This window comes from Flavobacterium aestuarii, from assembly GCF_040049115.1.
Lineage (GTDB): Bacteria > Bacteroidota > Bacteroidia > Flavobacteriales > Flavobacteriaceae > Flavobacterium > Flavobacterium aestuarii.
On sequence record NZ_JBDLZZ010000017.1, the window covers coordinates 18,914 to 36,817 of the forward strand.

Annotated in this window: 15 protein-coding genes; 7 read left to right on the plus strand and 8 right to left on the minus strand. The window is 34.0% G+C overall.

Annotation, left to right across the window (positions count from 1 at the left end; all coding sequences use genetic code 11):
* Positions 1-137 precede the first annotated feature (137 nt).
* Together ABEG11_RS15685 and ABEG11_RS15690 are read left to right on the plus strand one after the other, a co-directional pair.
* Positions 138-2,141 carry a TonB-dependent receptor plug domain-containing protein gene (locus ABEG11_RS15685; protein ID WP_348825123.1) on the plus strand — a complete coding sequence of 668 codons (2,004 nt, stop codon included), beginning with the start codon at positions 138-140 and terminating at the stop codon, positions 2,139-2,141.
* 26 nt (positions 2,142-2,167) lie between these two features.
* Entirely contained in the window at positions 2,168-2,797 is a 630-nt protein-coding gene (locus tag ABEG11_RS15690; protein WP_348825124.1) for an HmuY family protein, read from the plus strand.
* A 241-nt stretch (positions 2,798-3,038) separates the two neighbouring features.
* Here ABEG11_RS15690 and ABEG11_RS15695 read toward each other — a convergent pair whose 3' ends face one another.
* Positions 3,039-3,584, minus strand: a complete 546-nt coding sequence (locus tag ABEG11_RS15695) for a hypothetical protein (RefSeq protein ID WP_348825125.1) — start codon at positions 3,582-3,584, stop codon at positions 3,039-3,041.
* A 635-nt stretch (positions 3,585-4,219) separates the two neighbouring features.
* Here ABEG11_RS15695 and ffh point away from each other — a divergent pair.
* The 3 genes from ffh (at position 4,220) to ABEG11_RS15710 (ending at position 7,852) form a co-directional block, all read left to right on the plus strand.
* Positions 4,220-5,581, plus strand: coding sequence for a signal recognition particle protein (ffh, locus tag ABEG11_RS15700; RefSeq protein WP_348825126.1), 1,362 nt, complete (start codon positions 4,220-4,222; stop codon positions 5,579-5,581).
* A 75-nt stretch (positions 5,582-5,656) separates the two neighbouring features.
* Complete coding sequence (locus ABEG11_RS15705) at positions 5,657-6,538, plus strand: bifunctional 5,10-methylenetetrahydrofolate dehydrogenase/5,10-methenyltetrahydrofolate cyclohydrolase (RefSeq protein WP_348825127.1); 882 nt, start codon at positions 5,657-5,659, stop codon at positions 6,536-6,538.
* A 483-nt stretch (positions 6,539-7,021) separates the two neighbouring features.
* Positions 7,022-7,852, plus strand: coding sequence for a DUF8428 domain-containing protein (locus tag ABEG11_RS15710; protein WP_348825128.1), 831 nt, complete (start codon positions 7,022-7,024; stop codon positions 7,850-7,852).
* An 8-nt stretch (positions 7,853-7,860) separates the two neighbouring features.
* Here the strand turns inward: ABEG11_RS15710 and rluF are convergent, their stop codons facing one another.
* The 4 genes from rluF to ABEG11_RS15730 all read right to left on the minus strand — a co-directional run bounded on the left by rluF (position 7,861) and on the right by ABEG11_RS15730 (position 11,628).
* A complete protein-coding gene (gene rluF, locus ABEG11_RS15715) occupies positions 7,861-8,679 on the minus strand; it encodes a 23S rRNA pseudouridine(2604) synthase RluF (protein ID WP_348825129.1) in 819 nt (272 codons plus the stop codon).
* A 169-nt stretch (positions 8,680-8,848) separates the two neighbouring features.
* On the minus strand, positions 8,849-9,700 hold the full coding sequence (locus ABEG11_RS15720; RefSeq protein ID WP_348825130.1) for an alpha/beta fold hydrolase: 852 nt from the start codon (positions 9,698-9,700) through the stop codon (positions 8,849-8,851).
* A 47-nt stretch (positions 9,701-9,747) separates the two neighbouring features.
* Positions 9,748-10,527: a zinc ribbon domain-containing protein gene (locus tag ABEG11_RS15725; protein WP_348825131.1), complete on the minus strand. Its 780-nt coding sequence runs from the start codon at positions 10,525-10,527 to the stop codon at positions 9,748-9,750.
* A 3-nt stretch (positions 10,528-10,530) separates the two neighbouring features.
* Positions 10,531-11,628 (minus strand): Nif3-like dinuclear metal center hexameric protein, encoded by a 1,098-nt coding sequence (locus ABEG11_RS15730; protein WP_348825132.1) that lies wholly within the window; start codon positions 11,626-11,628, stop codon positions 10,531-10,533.
* A 139-nt stretch (positions 11,629-11,767) separates the two neighbouring features.
* Here ABEG11_RS15730 and lpxK point away from each other — a divergent pair, with 139 nt between their 5' ends.
* Complete coding sequence (lpxK, locus tag ABEG11_RS15735) at positions 11,768-12,793, plus strand: tetraacyldisaccharide 4'-kinase (RefSeq protein ID WP_348825133.1); 1,026 nt, start codon at positions 11,768-11,770, stop codon at positions 12,791-12,793.
* Positions 12,765-13,577, plus strand: coding sequence for a purine-nucleoside phosphorylase (locus tag ABEG11_RS15740; RefSeq protein WP_348825134.1), 813 nt, complete (start codon positions 12,765-12,767; stop codon positions 13,575-13,577). Before lpxK ends, ABEG11_RS15740 begins: the two co-directional genes overlap by 29 nt.
* Here the strand turns inward: ABEG11_RS15740 and ABEG11_RS15745 are convergent.
* The 3 genes from ABEG11_RS15745 to lipA form a co-directional block, all read right to left on the minus strand.
* Positions 13,574-15,751 (minus strand): tetratricopeptide repeat-containing hybrid sensor histidine kinase/response regulator, encoded by a 2,178-nt coding sequence (locus ABEG11_RS15745; RefSeq protein ID WP_348825135.1) that lies wholly within the window; start codon positions 15,749-15,751, stop codon positions 13,574-13,576. The genes ABEG11_RS15740 and ABEG11_RS15745 overlap by 4 nt on opposite strands.
* A gap of 74 nt (positions 15,752-15,825) precedes the next feature.
* Positions 15,826-16,830 carry a type I glyceraldehyde-3-phosphate dehydrogenase gene (gap, locus tag ABEG11_RS15750; protein ID WP_348825136.1) on the minus strand — a complete coding sequence of 335 codons (1,005 nt, stop codon included), beginning with the start codon at positions 16,828-16,830 and terminating at the stop codon, positions 15,826-15,828.
* A gap of 66 nt (positions 16,831-16,896) precedes the next feature.
* The gene (lipA, locus tag ABEG11_RS15755) at positions 16,897-17,796 is read right to left on the minus strand and encodes a lipoyl synthase (protein WP_348825137.1); all 900 of its coding nucleotides are present in this window, start codon (positions 17,794-17,796) and stop codon (positions 16,897-16,899) included.
* Positions 17,797-17,904: the final 108 nt, after the last annotated feature.

The following is a 17,904-nucleotide window of genomic DNA, read 5'->3' on the forward strand; positions in this document are numbered from 1 at the left end:
ATATATTTAAATTTATTTAGAATAAATAAAAATAACTATATATTTGCATTGCTTATTAAGACTGAATAAAAATAATGAAATATAAAATTACCTTTTTTTCTGCTGTTCTTTTTTGTCAGATTTCTTTTGCTCAACAAATGAAAAAAGATAGTATTCAAACTAACGAATTGTTGGAGGTCATGGTGGTTACAGGAACAAGAACAGAGAGAATTCTTTCGTCATTGCCATTACCGATGACAATAATCACGTCGGAAGAAATTGCAAAAACGGGTGTAACACGATTAAACGAAATTTTATATGAGCAGACTGGAATTATCCTGATTCCTGACGAAAGTGGTTTTGAAGGAATTCAGATGCAGGGTTTAGATTCGGCTTACACTATGGTTTTAATTGATGGAGTGCCTTTGGTAGGAAGAAGTGCAGGAGTTTTGGATTTATCGAGGGTTTCTGTTGGGAATATTGAAAGAATCGAGATAGTAAAAGGTGCTTCATCTGCTTTGTATGGCTCCGAAGCCATGGGCGGTGTGATTAATGTCATTACAAAAAAACCGAAAAAAGATATGTTTTCGGGCAGTCTTTCTTATCGATATGCCTCTTTTAATACCAATGATGCTAATGCTAATCTTCTTTGGAAAAAGAAGAAGTTTTCGGCTAATTTATTTACCAATTATTATTCCTCTGATGGATATGATTTGGATAAAAGCACTCCTTTGAAAAATCTGGAAAAATTTTACAATTACACCATTCAGCCCAAATTATATTATGATTTTTCAGAAAATCTAAAACTGATTGTCAGCAATCGTTTGTATAATCAGAAGATGGATAATGTTGCCATAATTGATGATGAAAATTATAAAGGTGATGCCACTGAAAATGAATGGAATTCTCAAGTAAAATTGGAACATAAATGGAGTTCAAAAATCTATTCGGAATATGAATTATATGCGACTAATTATAAAAATGATTCGTTTTTGAAAGATGAAAAGGATGTTTTTTATGATAAAACCTACTATAATCAATGGCTCTTTCGTCCAGAAGCCAGGACGACTTTGGCAATAAATAATGACAAGCTTACTGCAGGAATAGGACTTAATTATGAAACTCTGGACAGAACCTATTTTAGTGAAAATGCAGCATTTACTTCCGAGTATATTTTTGTGCAGTACGATTGGAATCCAAGTGAGAAATGGAATATACTCGCGGGATTTCGATATGATAATCACAGTGAATATGCCTCGCAGTTAAGCCCAAAATTGGCCATAAATTATAAAATCAATACTGATTTTTCTCTAAAAGGATCTGTTGGTTACGGTTATAAAGCGCCTGATTTCCGCCAGCTGTATTTTGATTTCTCTAATCCGTCGGTTGGTTATACTGTTTTGGGTTATAATGTTGCCGAAGATCGTTTGGATCAATTAGAAGCGGAAGGCCAGATCTTGAAAAGAGCAGAAGGAATCAGTTTTAATACTCCGTTAGAAGCAGAAAGCGCTGTGAATATCAACTTTGGAACTTTTTACAAAAGAAATAAATTGAAAGTTGATGCAAACGCATTTTACAATTCGATAAATAATTTGATTGATACGAGAGCAGTGGCTCAAAAAAACAATAGCCAGAACGTTTTTAGCTACTTTAATGTCAGCGAAGTCTTTACTTATGGATTAGAATTTAATTCGGCTTATAATTTTACTAATGAATTTTCTGCATCAATCGGTTATCAATATTTGACTACGAAAGACAAATCGGTTGTCGATAATTTTGAAAGTTATCAATACATCAGAAACTCCGAATTACAGACTGTTAAAATTAATAAACCGGATTATTTCGGTTTGTACAATCGTTCGAAACATACGGCCAATGTTAAAATGGCATACACGATTCCGAAAATAAAAACAGATGTCAATCTGCGTGTTTTTTACCGAAGCAAATACGGTTTGTATGACACTAATGGAAATCAGATTCTGGACAAATACGACACTTTTGTAGATGGTTATTTTACAGCCAATCTATCGGTTTCAAAATACATAACAGACAAAATACTATTTCAGGCTGGAGCCAATAATTTACTTAATTATACCGATCCAAGTCAAATTCCAAACCTTTCCGGAAGACAGCTTTTTGCACGAATTCAATACAATTTTTAATTAACCTTTATTTTAAACACTTTACAATGAAAACAAATTTTTTAAAACTTTCGATTTTAGCATTAGTTCTTTTTATTACATCTTGCAATAATGATGATGATAAAAAGGAGGAAATAATTCCCGCAGTAGTCACGCAAACAGTTTCAAATCTTTCAGCACCGCAAACTGGCGGACAGGGACAGCCTGTTGGAGGAGAGTTTACAAAATTCAGTTTCTCAGAAAATAAAGTCGTAACAAATGATAATTGGGATATTGCTTTTCGCGGAACAGCCATTATTGTAAATGGAGGAGCTAAAATTGGTATAACAGGAGGTGAGCCGGATAGAAAAGGAAATGGTGCTGTGAGTATTGTTTCAGGAACATTTGCCAGTGTAACAGCATTTCCTGCGGCAAATACATTTGTACAAGACGGAGCAGAGAGATATGCATTTCCAACTTCAGGGGATAATGCCTGGTATGATTACAATGGTTTAACTCATATAATTACAGCAAAAGCTGGAAAAGTTTTTGTAGTGAAAACACATGATGGGAAATATGCAAAATTCGAAATTTTGAGCTATTATAAAGATGCTCCTGCTATTCCAGATGCAAATTCGATATCAAGATATTTTACGTTTAAGTTTGCCTATCAGGCGAATAGCACAACTACATTTTAATTTATACTGCTTTATTTTAAATAGCAGCAGGAGTTAGTTAGTTTTTTTTGAAGAAGAGGGGCTGTTTTAAAAAGACAGCCTTTTTTTGTTATGCTCAAAACATAAGTCAGTTTTTATGGAAAAGATTTTAGATTTATTCAGAATCTTGTCTGTAAAAAAATAAGGAGAGACCATCTAAATTGACAGTCTCTCCTTTGGTTTAGGCAAAGTTTAGTTAGTTTTTGGTTTAATAACAGCAATATTAATTCACTGCTAATTCTTCTGATTTGTCTATTTTAATAAGTTCACCTATAGAGCTTGCTAATATGTTTTGAGTTTTGTTATTTTTTCTAAGTTTCAAAAGATATGCTTTTTTCAATATTTGTCCTTTTTCTTGTGTATATACAAACTTGCTTTGAGTAACTGTCCACTCAGGGTAGGCAAGATAAACCGTTTTCATAAGTTCTCTAGGTAATTCTACATTTACATATTTTTCTTCAACTGACATCAGCATTCCTTTTTCATTGTAAGTTGCTACTAAGGAACCTTTTGAATTTTGTAATGTCACCAAATAAGTGTCAAAATCCTTGTACTCTTCATCAACTTTGTAAGAAAGGAATTCGTTTTGAGTATTTCTGACAACTATGTCAGGATTATTGTCTGGGATGTATTGTGTAAAATCATTTTTTGATGATACTACTACTTCAGGCAGCTCTTCAATTTTTGTTTCTTTATTTACTTTTTTGTCTTGTGAATAAGATGTTGTAAATAAACTTACACATAAAGCGAAGGTGATAATTGTTCTCATGATTTTTTTTATTTTATGTTATATTTTTGTGTTTTTTAACCTTTTTTGTTAGGATAAAAGTACTGACTATTTTTCAATCGGCAAAATATTTTGTTATCAAATTTGTAAAAAAAGAATAATTTTTTTTATAAATATTCAAGACTACAACGTTTTTTGTCTTTTTAAATTGAATTATATTTAATATTTTAACAAAAGTGATTATTTTAAAACTGCTCTTTTTATAAAGAGTTAATTAAACGAAAACGTTTGAATAAAATTCATGCGTATAATGTAAAAAATCCGACAAAATTGTCCATTTGCAGATTTCAGAAAGAAGCAGGATAAAAAAACTTAAAATGGATATTTATGGTTTGGATTTTAATGAATTTGAGTAAAATATAAGGTATAAAAATTTATCTTTTTAGCTGAAATACAATTTCTTTAGGGTTCATTTTGGCAGTTTTCTGCTGGTTTGTGAAATTCCTGTTGAAAATTGTGGAGATGTTTTTAAAAACGACAAACTTTATTTCAAAATAATAAGGAGATGGTCTTTTTTGCTTTAATTTTCAAAACAATTGATTTTTTATTTTCTAATACTATTTAAACTTCAATATCAAATCATTAAATTTGCGCCTTAATTTAAGAGAAACACAATTATGTTCGATAATTTAAGCGATAAACTAGACAAAGCCTTTCATATATTAAAAGGACACGGGAAAATCACCGAGGTAAACGTAGCAGAAACTTTGAAAGAAGTTCGCCGTGCTTTACTTGATGCCGATGTTAACTTTAAAATTGCCAAAGATTTTACAACCAAAGTAAAAGAAAAAGCAATTGGTCAGGATGTATTAACGACATTACAGCCTGGACAATTATTGGTAAAGCTGGTCAAAGATGAGCTTACTGAATTGATGGGCGGTGATGTTGCGGGTGTTAATCTTCAGGGAAATCCATCGATTATATTAATGTCGGGGTTACAGGGATCTGGAAAAACTACTTTCTCTGGGAAATTGGCTAATTTTCTTCAAACAAAAAAAAATAAAAAACCGCTTTTGGTTGCCTGCGATATCTATCGTCCAGCGGCAATTCAGCAGCTGTATGTTGTTGGAGATTCGATAGGGGTTGAGGTTTACTCTGAGCCAGAGAATAAAAATCCTGTTGAAATTGCACAAAATGCTATCAAGCATGCTAAAGCAAACGGATTCAATGTTGTAATTGTCGATACTGCTGGCCGTTTGGCTGTCGATAAGGAAATGATGGATGAAATTGAGAAAGTTCACAAAGCAATCCAGCCACAGGAAACCTTGTTTGTTGTGGATTCTATGACAGGTCAGGACGCCGTAAATACTGCAAAAGCATTCAACGATATCTTGAATTTTGACGGGGTTATCTTAACCAAATTAGATGGTGACACCCGTGGGGGAGCTGCGATTTCTATTAAATCTGTAGTTAATAAACCGATTAAGTTTGTTGGAACAGGCGAAAAAATGGATGCGATTGACGTATTTTATCCAAATCGTATGGCCGAGCGTATCCTTGGTATGGGTGACGTTGTGTCTTTGGTAGAAAGAGCACAAGAACAATATAACGAAGAGGAAGCTAGAAAAATCCAAAAGAAAATCGCTAAAAATGAATTTGGTTTTGATGATTTCCTTTCACAGATTCAGCAGGTTAAGAAAATGGGTAATATGAAAGATCTGGTTGGAATGATTCCAGGTGCTTCGAAAGCCATGAAAGATATCGAAATCGAAGACGATGCTTTTAAACATATCGAAGCAATTATTCATTCAATGACTCCAATTGAAAGAAGCAAGCCAGCTATAATCGATGTAAAAAGAAAAGCAAGGATTGCCAAAGGTTCTGGAACGAAAGTGGAGCAGGTGAATCAATTGATGAAACAGTTTGAGCAGATGAGCAAGATGATGAAGATGATGCAGGGACCAGGAGGAAAAAACCTGATGAAAATGATGGGCGGAATGAAAGGCGGTATGCCTGGAGGCATGCCTGGAATGCGTTAGTCAGCTGACAGAATTCAGAAAGCAGATTTCAGTTAAGAATAACAAACAATAAACCAGAAACAACAAACAGTTTTTATGCAAATACTAGACGGAAAAAAAACATCAGAAGATATTAAAAGCGAGATTGCTGCTGTAGTACAGAAAATGAAAGCAGATGGGCAAAAAGTGCCTCATTTAGCTGCGGTTATTGTTGGTAACAACGGAGCTAGTTTGACATATGTAGGAAGCAAAGTTAAATCTTGCCAGCAAATTGGTTTTGATTCCACTTTAGTTGCGTTGCCGGAAACGATTACCGAATCAGAATTATTGGCTAAAATTAAAGAGTTAAACGAAGATGATAATTTAGATGGCTACATAGTTCAATTGCCTTTGCCCAAACATATTGACGAACAAAAAATATTGATGGCTATTGATCCAGATAAAGATGTTGATGGGTTTCATCCTGCCAATTTTGGAAAAATGGCTTTGGATATGGAAACATTTTTGCCGGCAACCCCGTTTGGAATAATGGAATTATTAGAAAGATATAAAGTAGAAACTGCTGGAAAGCATACAGTAGTTATCGGGCGCAGCCATATCGTGGGCAGGCCAATGAGTATCTTAATGAGCCGTAAGGGGGATCCTGGAGATTCAACCGTGACCTTAACGCATAGCCGTACTAAAAATCTTGAAGAATATACTAAAAATGCAGATATTATTATAACAGCACTAGGAGTTCCAGAATTTCTGAAAGCTGATATGGTAAAAGAGGGTGTGGTAGTAATCGATGTAGGAATTACACGCGTTGATGACGCTTCAAACCCAAAAGGATATAAAATTACTGGCGATGTAGACTTTGACGGTGTAAGCAAAAAATCGTCTTTTATTACACCAGTCCCTGGAGGTGTAGGACCTATGACAATTGCAATGCTTTTGAAAAACACGTTATTGGCAAGAGAAATTAGAAGCAGAAAATAATTTTTTTAAAAAATTAGAATGTATATGACCTCAGACTTATGTTTGAGGTTTTTTTATGCTGTAAAGTTTGGTGTAAATTCAATACGTAAAATCAGAAAACAGTTCTGTATTACTCTCTATTAAATAATGAATAAATAGGATGTGAAATTAACTTTTTCTATTAAAAATACTGCAAAATACGTGTAAAGAGTAATGAATGCTAATTTCGTTAAATTTTCTTATAATTTAATGTTTTTATTGTATTATCATCATGTTATTTTTGCTTTTTAACGTTTTTATGACATAAAATATCGGTTTTGCGACATTTTTATTATAAAAGCATTGTTAAAGTATTTATCTTTACGATAAGAAAGTTTATTGCAAATACCACAAAATCCTATTAATTTGAAAAATAAAGCGAAATCCCCCGTTATAAGAGCTATTCTCATCTCATTTTGTGCAGTGGCGCTTCTATCTTCTGCTGTTCTATATTACTCTATTGGTATGGAAAACGAATCTTTGCCAAAACCAGTTTTAAAATCCAAGCTGATTAATCCAGTTTTAGCGGAAAATGAGCGTGAAAAAAACATGATTTTACAAGATCTTAAAAATTTAAGAAAGACTTATGATGAGATTATACTGGAGAATAAGACAATGTCCTTTGAGTTAATTCAGGAAAGGGATAAAGTAATCCAATTAATGAGTGATTTAGTTGCGTCCCAAAACAACCAGATTCCGTTGATTAAATATAAAGAACAAGTGAAGTCATTGCAGGAAAAATTAGCTATGATGACAATTGAGAATGCGGAACTTAAAGAGCAGAATGTTTCTATAAAGAGACAAAATGCTAACATTAAAGAGCAAAGAGATATTACTGAAACAGTTTTGAATGAATCTCAAAAAAAGAATGAGGGCTTAAAACGGGAATTGGTAAATACTGTCGAAAAATTTTCTAAGCTGGAAGTTACCAGTACTTCTGTTGTTACCTACAGGCTGAAAAGTTCCGGAGATTTAATTGTAACAGACAAAGCAAGCAAGGTAGAAGGAATTAATATTAGTTTTGTAATTGCTAAAAATGAAATAGCCAAGCCTGTCGATAAAACGTATTACATTCAAGTAATGAATAGCGAAAATACCATTCTTGGTGATGATAATATGAGAACCCATCAGTATAAAAATTTAATCTATAGCATGGCTTCTAATGTAAAATATGAAAATAAAATGATCCGTGTTTCTGAAAATCTTATGGGTAAAAATTTTGCAAAAGGAACGTATTATGTAAATATTTATGATGGTGAAGAGCTGGTTGATGAAAGCAGTTTTATATTGAAATAGTTTTAAGATTAATAATCACCTCTTTTTTTAAATCTGGGATCATCTCTTTTGATGAATTCGGTTCTTCTTTTCTGAAACTGAGGTTCAGGTTTTGGCAAACTCGCTTCTTCTGTTTTGCTGGACGGTTCTATTAATTGATTTAATTCTTTAATCTCGGAGTCCGTCAAATCTCTGTAACGGCCCACAGGAACATCTAATGAAATATTTATAATCCGAATACGTTTCAAAGCGGTTACTTCGTAGCCTAAATATTCGCACATTCTGCGGATTTGCCGATTAAGTCCCTGTGTCAAGATAATTTTAAAAATATACTTGCTGATTTGTTCTACTTTGCATTTGCGGGTAACGGTGTCCAAAATGGGTACGCCATTTCCCATTCGTTCGATAAAACGGTCAGTTATGGGTTTGTTTACTCTTACGGTATATTCTTTTTCGTGATTGTTTCTGGCTCGCAGTATTTTGTTTACAATATCACCATCATTTGTCATGAAAATTAATCCCTCGCTGGCTTTATCCAAACGGCCAATTGGGAAAATACGCTTTGGGTAATTAATATAATCTACAATATTGTCGCGAACTTCCAGATTGGTGGTGCATTCAATTCCAACTGGTTTATGAAATGCTAGGTAAACTGGTTTTTCATTTTTGTCACGGATTAGTTTTCCGTCTATACGCACTTCGTCATCAGGTGAAACTTTGGTTCCCAGTTCTGGTACGGCTCCATTAATAGTCACTCGGCCTTCTTCGATAATTTTATCGGCTTCGCGACGAGAGCAATAGCCTGTTTCTCCTATGAATTTATTGAGGCGTTTAAGATTTTCTTCCATACTGCAAAAATAGTCTTTTTTTAGACTTCTTGGATTTTTGGATTCTTAGATTTTTAGATTGTTCTTTTAGATAGTTATGCAATCTGCTGATTTATTAAAAAGTAATAATATTAGAAATTTAATGAGTTAATCTGAATCCAAAAATCAGGCGATCTAGTAGTTTCAAAATCTATTTTTCAAATAAAAATTGATATATTTCTTTGTATAAAGCCTCGTCATGCATGGAATGGCCAAGATTGTTAGTGGTTATAAAACGGCCTTTTTGCCAATTTGCAGCGATCTTTTTGCCTTCTTCAAAGGCTACAACGGGGTCACAGGTGTCATGGGCAATAATTCCTTCTATTTTTATTTCCTTAGCTAATGCTGCGCCCGAGAAATAATCCAGTTCGATGTCGAAATTTTTTAAATAATGTTTTTCCAAAAGATCAAACATCTTTGGATTTAGGCTTAACATTTGAATATAATTATCCAGCAGTGTTCTCAAATCCGAAGGTGCTCCAAGTATAACCATCTTTTTAATACTTGTGTCTGGGTATAAATATTGATGGTAAAGACAAGCCGAGCCTCCTATGGAGTGTCCAATGATGATGTTGGGTTCAAATTTTTTTACAGCTTTGTTGATGAATTCTGCATAGCGCGGAACATTGAATTCTTTACCGCTGCTTTGTCCATGAGCGGGAGCATCTATGGCAATAATGGTACTACCGGATTGCTGTAAATAGGGCAAAGTTTTTTCCCATCGTGCCGAATTGCTTTCCCATCCGTGAACCAGAAGTATTTTGTTCTCATTTCCTTTCCATGTATAGGTCTGGAATTGGTGTTCATTGTGTTCAAATATTTCTTTATGAGTATTTTGCAGTACAACTGGCAGATTTTCCTTAGAAAGTTTCCCGATTCTTGGATTGCTGAAAAAAGTATAGGAAAGCTGCAATGCTTTTTTTGGGTGCAGCAAATGAAGAAGGTTGATGTATTGACCAACAGATTTAACAGCGATATATCGGATACTTTTTTGTAGATTCAAAATAAATGATATAAAAAAAGCCTCGAAATTCGAGGCTTAGTTATTTTTTAGAACTTAGCAAATAATTGTTGCATTTTTTCTCTTTCCTCTTCAGCCAGTACACTGTCGACTAAAATTCTTCCGGAGTGTTCATCGATTAAGATTTTCTTTCTGGCGGCAATTTCAACCTGTGTTTGTGGTGGAATTGTAAAGAATGATCCTGCAGAAGCTCCTCTTTCGATAGAAACAACTGCAAGCCCGTTACGAACACTGCTTCTGATTCTTTTGTAAGCCACTAATAAACGTTCTTCGATTAATGCTTCAAATTCTGCTGATTTCTCGCTTAAGAAAGTTTCTTCTTTTTGAGTTTCGGCCATGATAGCATCCAATTCTGATTTTTTATGTTTTAAATGAGATGATTTAGAATCTAATTTTTCTTTGGAAGAAGCTATTACTTCTTTTTTGTGCTCAATAGAAGCTTTCATCTCTTTAATTTGCTTTTCAGCCAATTGAATTTCTAATTCCTGAAATTCAATTTCTTTAGTCAACGAATTGAATTCGCGATTGTTACGAACACTTTCCTGTTGTTTGGTGTATTTTTTAACAGCTTCTTTGTGCTCGTCAATTGCATTGATTTTTTGTTTGATAAGGTTCTCGATTACCTCAAGTTCACCTTTCAATTTTTCTGAACGAGTGCTTAAACCTGCAACTTCATCTTCTAAATCTTCTACTTCCAAAGGCAGTTCACCTCTTACGTTTCTGATTTCGTCAATTCTAGAGTCAATTAACTGTAAATCGTAAATTGCTCTTAACTTGTCCTCAACACTTAATTCTTTCGTATTCGTCATATTCTATAAGTACTTAACTGGATTTGTATTTTCTTCCGATAAAATGATTGCAAAATTAAGGATTTTTTTTCTAAGATAATCAACAATATACTCTTTTGTATATCGTTCACTTTCAAAATGTCCAATATCAGCCAGCAAAATCTGGTTTTCGGCTTCATAATATTGATGATATTTTAAATCTGCAGTCAAAAAAACATCAGCACCAGCCTGAATTGCATTTGGTATTGCAAAGCTTCCAGATCCTCCCAAAACGGCTACTTTCTTTATTTTTTTTCCTGTAAAAGCCGAATGACGAATTCCATTGGCCTGCATTTTGTTTTTGGCAAAAGCTAAAAAATCTTTCTCATCCATTTCTTCTTCTAATTCGCCAATCATCCCTAGTCCAATATGATTAAAAGTGTTTTTCATATTATAGATTTCGGTAGCAACTTCTTCGTAAATGTGGTTCTCACGAAGCGCTTTTATGATTCCCGTTTCTAGATGTTTGGCATAAACGACCTCGATTTTGGTTTCAGTTCCTCTAGATAGTACACCTTTCTCACCAATGGTTGGCTCGCTTTTCTCGTTGCCTTGATACGTAAAAGTACCTTCGGAGTTAAAACTGCATTTGTCATAATTCCCAATGCTTCCGGCTCCTGCTGCAAACAATGCTTCTCTGACTTTTTCGGCATTGTCTCGAATGGTATATGTAACTAATTTTCGGATGTTATTTTGTTTTGGGATTAAAATTCGGGTATTTATAAGTCCCAGTGTGTCACAGAATATTTTGTTTACACCTTCTGGATGATTGTCCAGAGCAGTATGAACAGCATATATGGCAATGTCATTTTTTATAGCTTTCAGCAAGGCACGTTCTACATAATTTTTGCCTGTTATTTTTTTTACTGCAGAAAATAAAATAGGATGAAAACAGACAACCAGATTGCATTTTTTTGCGATGGCTTCGTCAATTACATTTTCTAACGCATCGTGACAAACCAGAATGCCTGTAGCCACAGTGTTTTCGTCTCCAACTATCAATCCTACATTGTCAAAATCTTCGGCATAAGCCAAAGGTGCCATTTCTTCAAGAACAGAAAGGATTTCTTTTATTGTACTCATTTTTTTACTCTTTTCAGGGATCTATTAATCTGTATTTTATAAATTTTGACCACAAACTTTTTTGAAATAATACTAAAAGTTATGATTAGTTTGCTTTTAATAATTTCCGTTCAAAGATAAAATATTATACTTTCGTAAAATGAATTTATTGCGAAAAATATTGTTTCCTTTTTCCATTTTGTATGGCTTTATTACGAGTATCCGAAATTTCCTTTTTGATAAGGGTTTTTTAAAATCATATTCTTTTGATTTGCCTGTTATTGCTGTAGGAAATCTAAGTGTGGGAGGTACAGGCAAAACACCGCAAATTGAATATTTAATCAGATTGCTTTCTAATCAATATAAATTGGCAACCTTGAGCAGAGGTTACAAAAGGCAATCTGAAGGATTTGTTTTGGCTGATGAAAATTCGGATGCCTTGCAATTGGGTGACGAGCCATTTCAGTTTTATCAAAAATTCGAAAATATACAGGTTGCTGTCGATGCCAATAGAAAAAATGGTATAGAGCAATTGCTTTCGGGTACAAATCCTCCCGAAATTATTTTATTGGATGACGCTTTTCAGCACCGAAAGGTAAAAGCTGGTTTTTATATTATGCTTACTGCTTATGACGATTTGTATTGCCGTGATTGTATGCTGCCTACAGGGAACTTGCGTGAATGGCGAAGTGGTGCACAAAGAGCCGATATTGTTATTGTTACAAAATGTCCTGCAAATCTATCTTTAGATACTCAAAACAGTATTAAAAAAGAGCTGCATCTTTCTCCAGGTCAAAGTTTGTTTTTTACCTTTATTGAGTATGATGAAGTGATTTATTCGGATAAAAAAATAATGCAGGTTTCTGAAGTAAAGACAATGAATAAGCTGCTTCTTGCTGGTATTGCAAAACCCGAATCATTTTTTACTCATTTAAGACAAGGAAATGACGAATGCTTGACTTACCCCGATCATCATCATTTTAGCGAAAGCGAATTGCTGGAAATCAAGAAAAAAGCAAATAACAAAATTATCATAACAACCGAAAAAGATTATGTTCGATTGAAGGGGAGTATAGTAAGCGATCAGCTTTATTATTTGCCTATAAAAAGTTCGTTCCTTTCTGATGCTGATGATTTTAACAAAAATATTTTAAGTTATGTGGGACAAAGTACAAGAAACAGTTAGTTACATTAAAGAGAAAATTAATTTCAGTCCGGAGTATGGCGTGATTTTGGGTTCGGGTCTGGGCGGATTTACAGATGAAATTGCCATTAAATACGTTTTACCTTACGATGAAATACCTAACTTTCCTGTTTCGACAGTTCAAGGGCATAAAGGAGCATTGGTTTTTGGAACCATTGGAACCAAAAACGTGGTAGCCATGCAAGGACGTTTTCATTATTATGAAGGATATTCGATGAAAGAAGTTACTTTTCCAGTCCGGGTAATGAAATACCTGGGTGTCGAAAAATTAATTGTTTCCAATGCTTCTGGAGGTGTAAATTCAAAATATAAAGTTGGCTCCATCGTGATTATTAAAGATCATATCAATTTCATGCCGGAACATCCGTTAAGAGGGAAAAATGACGAGCGTTTTGGACCAAGATTTGTTAATATGAGCCAGCCTTATTCGGCTGAAATGATTGCTAAAGCAAAAGCAATTGCACAAGAATTTAATATAGAAATACATGATGGTGTTTATCTCGGCTTGCAAGGACCAACTTTTGAAACCTTGGCCGAATATAAAATGGTCAAAATCTTAGGGGCAGATTGTGTAGGAATGTCTACGGTTCCAGAAGTGATTGTGGCCCGTCATATGGAATTGGAAACTTTTGGAGTTTCGATTATTACGGATATGGGTGATGAAGAAAGTATTCTGACCATTTCGCATGATGAGGTTTTGCAAGCGGCCAAAGGCGCTGAGCCTCATTTGCGAAAGCTTGTAAAAGAATTAATAACAAGAGGTTAAGAATTGCTGAAATTTTGAGCAATTGTAGTATAAAAATCCTCTGGAATAAAAGGTTTAGTTATTACATCGGTCATGCCAAAAGAGATTAGCATTTCTCTGTTTTCATTCAATGAAATTGCAGTAAGGGCTATAATAGGTGTTGTAGTGTCAAACTCTCTTATTTGCTGAGTGGCAACAGTGCCGTTCATGCCTAACAGATGTACATCCATCAGGACTAAATCATAAGTTTTGTTTTTTAAAATCTGAATGGCCTCTTCTCCATTATCCAAAATAGTGCATTCCATTTCTTTTCGTGAAAGCATTTTTTTGGTAATCATTTGATTGATTTTATTGTCTTCGACTAATAAGACTTTTTTGTTTTTGAATATTTCCGGGTTGTAATTTCTGATTTTGGATTTGATTTGGACTGGTTTGGTATCTGTTTTGAAATTCAGTTCAAATGAAAAAACTGAACCTTCGCCAACAGTACTTTTTAAACGGATACGGCCTCCTAGTATCCGTACTAATTTTTTAACAATCGTGAGCCCCAATCCAGTGCCTCCAAATTTTCTGTTGATTTCGACAGATCCTTGCGAAAAGCTGTCAAATACTGTTTTTAATTTATCTTCGGGTATTCCAATTCCTGTATCAATAATTTGAAAATATATAGCAGCATTGTCGTTTGTGTAATTTCTTAAACGGGCAATAACACTAACTGTTCCATTATTAGTGAATTTTAATGCATTATTGATTAAATTCATGAAAATCTGGGATAATTTTGTAGGATCACCAATTAAATTTTCAGGAATGGCAGAGTCTATCTTAAGGATAAATTTGTTGTTGTTTATGGTTGCAATCTCCTTAAGGGAATTCTGAATGTCTGTTAATAACCGTTTCAGGTTAAAACTGATGTATTCAATTTCCAGCTTATTAGATTCTATTTTATTTATTTCTAAAATGTCATTTATAAAATTAGTTAGATAATTACCCGAAAACTGCAATGACGTTAAATAGTGCATCTGATTTTTTTTAGGATTTTCTTCTAATAACAAATGAGTGATTCCGTTAATAGCATTTAAAGGAGTCCGAAGTTCATGGCTCACCGTTGATAAAAATTCAGATCTCGCTTTTGATGCTTCTTCAGCTTTGTTTTTGGCAGTAATCAATTCATGGTTTTTCTCTTTCAATAATGAATTGGTCTGATTGCGTATAATATTGTTTTTGTATAATGATAAACTCAATAGCGAAAGGATGGAAATTATCGCAATGGCTAATATGCTGATGAGTTTTGAGAATTTATCGTTTTTTTCTTTTTCCTTATTTTCTTTTTGCTTTTGCAGTTCTTCTTGTATCTGCTGGGATTTTTTAAATGCCTCGTAGTCATTAATACCAAGCTTTTCTTCATTAGCAAGGGTAATGCTTTCTTTTAAATTCAGGTATTTTTTCAAATAAGTATAGGCTGCTGTTTTGTCTAACAGCTTATCATATGTTGTACTTATTGCAAGCAGAATATTTGTCTGCTGGGTTTGGTCTTTGTTTTTTCTGTTTAATTCAAGGGCTTTATTGAAGTAATTTAAGGCAAGGTTGTATCGTTTGTTTTCTGCCTCAATGACTCCTATCTGGTATAGGGCTTCAGCTTTTGTGTTTTCTAGATTATTGTATTGAGGTTTGGCCGCAATAGCTCTAAAAAGTGATACAGCTAAAGAATCATTTCCTTTGTATTTGGAAAGTATTCCTTTTTGAAGATTAATTTGATCCAAAGATTCTTTTATATCGAGCTTTTTTTGAATTTCGCTGGCTTTAAGGATAGAAGATTCTGCAAGTTTAAAATTCTTTTTTTCAATATAAGAAAGGCTTAGATAATAGTATGCTTTAGCAGCTCTCTGATTTGGATTTTTTGATATAGTGTTGAATATAGAAATACTTTTGTTAAAGACTTCGATGGCGTCATTATAGAGTTTCAGGTCAAAATATATTTTGCCTAAATTGAAGGTCTGATTGGCTTCGGCTTCAATTTTATTGTTTTTTTTACAATAATCTATTGATTTCTGAATGTAAAATAAAACCTCTTTATACTTGTTTTCTTTCTCATTATCCGCTGCTGATTTTGAATAATAGGAAACGCTATCTGTCGCTCTTTTTTGAGGATAGAATACTGTTTGAAAAAGTAAAAACAATAATAAGCAGTACTTCATATGTTGCTATTTATGGATATGCATTATCGCAGATAGTAACTTGTAGGTAATTACTTGTTTTTATTTATTAAGACTTATTTTTTATTAGTATTCAATAATGAAATTAAATCAATGATTCGGGAAGAGTATCCAATTTCATTATCATACCAGCCTACAACTTTTACCATCTTGTCGATAACTGAAGTAAGCTGAGAATCAAATATACATGAATTTTTGTTACCAAGCACATCTACAGACACAATAGGATCTTCGGTATACTCTAATATTCCTTTTAAATTGGTTTTTGATGCAGTTTTAAAGGCATTATTAATTTGCTGTATTGTTACATTTTGTTTTACATTAAATGTAATATCTGTCAGTGATCCGTCGGGAACGGGAACACGAATGCCGCATCCTCCCATTTTGCCATCAAGAGATGTGAAGATTTTTGTCAGTGCTTTTGCAGCTCCTGTTGTAGTTGGAACAATAGATTGACTGGCTCCTCTGGCTCTGCGCAGATCTTTATGGGGCTGGTCGTGTAAGCTTTGATCAGTAGTAAAGGAGTGGATTGTTGTAATATAAGCCTGCTCGATACCGCAAAGTTCCTCGATTATTTTTATCATCGGGGCGGCATTATTGGTGGTGCAGCTTGCGTTAGATATAATTGTCTCGGTTCCGTCAAGAATAGATTCATTAACGCCCAATACCACAGTTTTTATAGCATCAGTTTCGGATGGTGCAGATAGGATTACCTTTTTTGCTCCAGCCAGAATGTGTGCGTTTATTTCGTCAAAAGTTTTATATTTCCCTGTAGATTCTATTGCAAAATCAATGTTGAGGCTTTTCCAATCCAGATTTGCAATATTTTTTTCGTGGAAAAATAAATAATGTTTTCCGTCAACTATGATGCCTTTTTCATCATCGCTTACCGCAAAAGGCAAAACTCCATGAATACTGTCATATTTCACCAAATGTGCCATGGTTTTTTTATCGGCAATATCATTTATGGCGACTACTTCAATAGTAGGATGGTTTAAGAGTAATCGAAATAAATTCCTTCCAATTCGGCCAAAACCATTAATAGCTATTTTTGTTTTCAAAGTTTTGATTTAAACGTTTAAACGTTTAAACGTTTAACAAATAAACGATTAAACGATTACACTTTTTTATAAAATATGTTTTTGTGCTTTGTATGAAGACCGGACTAATGCACCGCTTTCGACATGTCGGAAACCCAATTCCAATCCAAATTTTTCATAGACTTTGAATTGATCCGGCGTGATGAATTCTTTTACTGGAAGATGTTTTTTGCTAGGCTGCAGATATTGCCCGATAGTAACAATGTCAACATTGGCGGCTTTTAAATCTCTCATGGTTTGAAAAACTTCTTCTTCTTGTTCGCCAAGCCCCAGCATAATTCCAGACTTTGTTCTATTAATACCTTTTTCTTTAAGATATCTTAAAACTTCAAGGCTTCGGTCGTATTTTGCCTGTATGCGCACTTCGCGGGTTAATCTGCGAACGGTTTCAACATTATGAGATACTACTTCTGGATTTGCTTCAACAATTCGATCGATATTTCTTTCGATACCTTGAAAATCTGGTATCAATGTTTCCAAAGTTGTATTTGGATTCATCCTGCGAATAGCTTTTACCGTTTCAATCCAGATAATTGATCCGCCATCTTTCAAATCATCTCTGTCAACACTAGTAATAACTGCGTGTTTTATATTCATTATTTTGATAGAACGGGCTACTTTTTCCGGCTCATCCCAATCAACGGTTTCTGGTCTTCCAGTTTTTACACCGCAAAAACCGCATGAACGTGTACATACATTTCCAAGGATCATAAAAGTAGCAGTTCCTTCGCCCCAGCATTCGCCCATATTTGGGCAGCTTCCAGAAGTGCATATAGTATTTAAGCTGTATTTGTCAACTAAACCGCGAAGTTCAGTGTATTTTTGTCCAATAGGGAGTTTTACCTTTAGCCACTTTGGTTTTGCAACGTTCAATTCGGCTCCGCCTCGGCTTTCGGGTGTCAATGTATTATCTAAAACAGTTTCCATATTTCATTTTTCAGACTGCAAAGATAAGCAATGTAGTTTTAGAATTGGAGTTCCTTATTTATGAATTTTGATAAAACGTGTTCGGCTTTCAGGAGGATTTTTTGGTTT